Origin of the sequence: Nocardiopsis sp. NPDC006832 (assembly GCF_040635885.1) — a bacterium.
Taxonomy (GTDB): domain Bacteria; phylum Actinomycetota; class Actinomycetes; order Streptosporangiales; family Streptosporangiaceae; genus Nocardiopsis.
Window position 1 is genome coordinate 1 of sequence record NZ_JBEYLC010000126.1, and the last position, 4,123, is coordinate 4,123.

Consider the following 4,123-nt stretch of genomic DNA (forward strand, 5'->3'; position numbering starts at 1 on the left):
CAGCTCGGTCAGGCGCGACGCCAACAGGTCCCGATAGGTGACGTGGGTGCGGTCCAGGACCCGTTCGGTTCCCCGGTGTGGTCGACCGTCCAGGCGTGGCCGGTGTCGGCGGCCCAGATCCTTCGCGCGGTCCACGGCGGTGTGTTCGAGGTTCTTGAAGCGATCCCCGCCTACGGAACGTGACCGCGCGTTACGCTGTCGGGTCGACGATCGGGCATCAACGAAGGGACGCACGTGGGCGAGGCGACGGGTACCGGACCGGAGAGCGGGGCACTGCACGAGGTCGTCGACGGGGTGTACGCCTGGGTGCAACCCGACGGCACCTGGTGGGTGAACAACGCCGGCGCCGTCACCGGGACCGAGGGCACGTTGGTGATCGACACCTGCGCCACCGCCACACGCACCCGCCGCTTCCTGGACGCCCTCGCGACCGCCACCGACGACGCTCCCGTGCGCTGGGCGCTCAACACCCACCAGCACGGCGACCACACCTACGGCAACAGCCTGCTGCCCGACTCGACCGTGTTGATCGGGCAGGCCGCCATGCGCGAGGCCCTGGAGAACGACCCGCTGTTCGAGAGCCTCCCGCCCGTGTGGAACCCCGTCCCCGACTGGGGCGACGTCACCCGCAGGGTTCCCTCGGTGACCCTGGACCGGGAACTCACCCTGCACCCGGGCGGGCGCCGGGTCGACCTGCGCCACCCCGGATACACCGCGCACACCCCCGGCGACGTGGTGGCCTGGCTACCACAGGAGAGGGTGCTGTTCACCGGGGACCTCATCTTCCACGGGTTGACCCCGCTGGTGTTCATGGGTTCGTTCGACGGGGCGCTGCGCTCATTGGAGTGGGTGCGCTCCTTCTCCCCCGAACACGTCGTACCCGGGCACGGCCCGGTGTTCCAGGCCGGCGACCTGGACGAGGTCCTGGCCGCGCACGAGCACTACTACCGGTTCGTGCTGGCCACCGCCGAGGACGCGGTGCGTGAGGGGCGCACCCCGTTGGAGGCCGCCCGCGCCGCCGACCTGGGCGGGTTCGCCGACTGGGCCGACGCCGAACGCATCGTGATGAATCTGCACCGCGCCCAGGCCGACCTGACCGGTGAGGCGATGGATCTGCGACGGGCGCTGAAGGACGCGGTCGAGTGGAACGGCGGCCCGATGTCCACGTCCCTGTGACGGACGGAACGAACCCGATTCCCGGGGCGCGGCCCTCGTCCGCGCCCCGGGAACGATCAGGCCGCGGCCTCGGTGCGCGACGGGGCGTCCTCACCGACGAGGACGTCGGCGCGCTCGAACGGCGACGGGAACGGGAAGCGACGCTCCAGGTAGTCGCGGAGCATCCCGGCCACCTCCTCCTGGCGTTCGGGCGGGGTGTCGAAGTCGTTCAGGCACAGGAAGTCGAACGGTGCGTCCAGGCCCAGCTCCGCCAGGTTCTCCCGCGCCTGCGCGGTACCGATGTCGATGTAGCGGGTGCGGTACTTGCCGCGCACCCCCTGCCCGCTGAAGAGGGCGTAGTACTGGTGCAGGGTGGTGGCCGGGGCGATGTCGCTCGGGTGCCGGAAGCGCGAGCGAGCCGTGCGCTCGATGTCCTCCCGGTAACGCTCCTCCAGTTCCCGGTGGATCCGACGCGACTGTGGCAAGGGGGCGTGGCGCACCTTCTGGGCGATGGTCGCGCCGAAGTCCTCCATGAGCAGTGCCCGGGCGTTCTTGCCCGCCCAGTTGGGGGCGACCTCCTCGGGGATGGGGGCGCCCACGCCGATCTGGTGTCCGGAGAAGGGCAGCCGGACGATCCCGTTGGAGTGGAAGAAGTACTCGGCTCCGACCTGCTTGGCGAAGAAGACGTCGTCGTTGAGGTAGAGGTAGTGCTCCGACAGGCCCTCGATGTGGTGCAGTTGGGTCTCGATGGCCCGTGAGCTGAACACCGGCAGCGCGTCGGGGACGGTGAAGATGTCGCGGTGGTCGACCACGGTGAGGCCCGGGGCGTCGGTGTCGAGCCAGGAGGGCACCTGCGCGTCGGTGACCAGGTAGACGTGGCGAACGAACGGTGCGTACATGCGCAGTGAGCGCAGCGAGTAGCGCAGTTCCTCGTGGTCGGTGTAGCGCGAGGAGTTGGCGGCGTGGGAGGCCAGGTCGACCACCTCGCCGCTGTGGCGGGCGCGCTTGGCGGCGTGCACGGGGTCGGCGCCGTCGACCCAGGTGTAGACGACGTCGACCGGGAATCCGACGTCCTCGGGGTGTCGGTGCGAGAACGGTTCCAAGGTGGGCAGTTCGCGCCCTCGGACGGTGAGCGTGGCGGATCTTCGCGCGTCGGTGGTCAATACGTCGGCGATCCGGTTGGGGCGCGGGCCCAGTAGCGCTCCGTCCATCGCGCCCACGGGGATCTTGACGCGGAGCCGGTCGAGGGCGTCTTCGGCCCGTTCCCCGGCCAGGACCTTGGTGGCGTCGCGCCAGAACTCGACGTCGCAGCCGTGGTCGAACCCGCCGAACTCATCCTCGTGTTCGGACAGCAGGAGTTCGGCGAAGCGGATCACCAGGCCGCTCTTGACCTCGGCGTCCAGGGCGCCGTCGACGTAGGCGGAGGTTCTGGCGACCTTACCGTCGGGGCCGGGCGCGACGGCGTACAGAGGACCGTCGTCGTGGAGTTCGCGCATGGCCTCCAGCAGGTCCTTGCGCCGGGAGCGGTGTACGCCCAGGACGTGGCGTCGTGGGGAACGGCCGGGCACGACGAAGTGGTCGATCCCGGCGTGTTCCAGGGCGCGCAGGACCAGGTCCAGGTTGCGGTCGGCGGCTCCGGCGGCGGTGTAGTCCCGCACGACGCGACCGATGCGCTCGGTGCCCTCGACGGTGTAGGAGCGCAGGTTCGGGTCGGAGTCCAGGAGGGCGGCGCGGCGTCGGGTGACGCGCTCCAGACGGCGTTCCTCCTTGGCCCGTGCCCGTTCTCTGAGGCGTTCCTCCTCTCGACGGGCCCTGACGGAGTGGGGGATCAGGAGTTCGGCAGCGCGCTTCAGGCGGGCTGTCACGAGCATGGACGGCCTTTCGCGAGTGGCTCGTCACTGAGAGTGTCGAACCGGGGGATATGGGGGATTCATCCCTTTGACTCGCGAAATCCGGTTTCGGATGACGACCAGGACACCTCAAGGTCGTTTAAAGACCGGTTCGGGACCGAACCGCGACAATGGGCACCCGATTCTCACCCGTGGTGATCATGATGGAACCGAGTGCCATCGAAGACCATGTCCCTCCCCGCTCACTCCCGCCCGCTCACTCCTGGAGGTCGGGGCGGGTCACCCGGATCTTGGACTGCCCGTGCGGGAGCCTCTCCCAGTCGTCCATGAAACGCGCGCGGAGCCCGTGCTTCTCGGCCAACGCGACGAGGGTCTCGGTGCGGTAGTAGAAGTCCTCGCGCAGCACGTGGTGCTCGGTGCCCTCGGTGCGGTCGAAGGTGAAGTCGAAGAAGCCGCCCGGCGCGAGGATCCGTTCCACGTGGGCCAGGGCCTCGTCGATGACCTCCGGCGGCGAGTGCGAGAAGACGCTGTGCGCGTGGACGACGTCGAAGTGCTTGGAGGGCAGGAAGTCGAAGGTCAGGTCCTGGGTGATGGTCAGGTGCGGGAGCTTGTGCTGCAGGCCGCGCTCGGCCAGGACCTTCTTCGCGGACATGAGGATGTCCGGGGAGATGTCGATTCCGTAGTAACCGCCCGGGTCCAGGTGGCCGATGAACCGCCAGCCGGCGCGCAGGTTCCCACAACCGATGTCGAGCATGCGGTGGCCGGGCTCCAACCCGTGTCCGAGCAGGTACTCGAACTGCATCCGCCCCAGCGCCAGCCACCGCTCCTCGTTACGACTGCCGACCGCGGCCTTGGGGTCGCGGGCGGCGTCGGAGGCCATGACGGCGCGGTAGTAGGAGACGTGGTCGCGGTGGGTCAGGCGCAGGCGCAGGTCGCGCATGGAACGACGCACGTACGGCCCCACCTTGGCGGGGTTGCGCAGTGCGTAACGGATTCGGTGACCAAGGGAGGAACGGTCCCTGGTGAGGGCGTCGGTCTTCTTCGACATCGGCTCGCGTTGGCCTTCGGTTTCGGGGGTGCTTTCGGGCGTTGGCATCCCATCATGTTCGCGTCGACAT

At 69.2% G+C, this 4,123-nt stretch carries 4 protein-coding genes; 2 read left to right on the forward strand and 2 right to left on the reverse strand.

Features of this window, described 5'->3' with window-relative positions; translation table 11 throughout:
• Both ABZ717_RS28375 and ABZ717_RS28380 read left to right on the forward strand, forming a co-directional pair.
• The coding region (locus ABZ717_RS28375) for a hypothetical protein (RefSeq protein WP_358516273.1) at positions 1-183 on the forward strand (183 nt) is incomplete at its 5' end.
• Positions 184-234: 51 nt separating this feature from the next.
• Positions 235-1,176, forward strand: coding sequence for an MBL fold metallo-hydrolase (locus ABZ717_RS28380; protein ID WP_358516276.1), 942 nt, complete (start codon positions 235-237; stop codon positions 1,174-1,176).
• A gap of 56 nt (positions 1,177-1,232) precedes the next feature.
• Here the strand turns inward: ABZ717_RS28380 and ABZ717_RS28385 are convergent, their stop codons facing one another.
• Together ABZ717_RS28385 and ABZ717_RS28390 are read right to left on the reverse strand one after the other, a co-directional pair.
• The gene (locus ABZ717_RS28385; RefSeq protein WP_358516279.1) at positions 1,233-3,026 is read right to left on the reverse strand and encodes a stealth family protein; all 1,794 of its coding nucleotides are present in this window, start codon (positions 3,024-3,026) and stop codon (positions 1,233-1,235) included.
• Positions 3,027-3,261: 235 nt separating this feature from the next.
• The gene (locus ABZ717_RS28390; protein WP_358516282.1) at positions 3,262-4,053 is read right to left on the reverse strand and encodes a class I SAM-dependent methyltransferase; all 792 of its coding nucleotides are present in this window, start codon (positions 4,051-4,053) and stop codon (positions 3,262-3,264) included.
• Between the last annotated feature and the right edge of the window lie 70 nt (positions 4,054-4,123).

What these genes read in the sequence shown, in the direction of transcription:
- ABZ717_RS28385 (WP_358516279.1), bottom strand. Translation starts at nt 3,026, where the DNA reads ATGCTCGTGACAGCCCGCCTGAAGCGCGCTGCCGAACTCCTGATCCCC.
- ABZ717_RS28390 (WP_358516282.1), bottom strand. Translation starts at nt 4,053, where the DNA reads ATGTCGAAGAAGACCGACGCCCTCACCAGGGACCGTTCCTCCCTTGGT.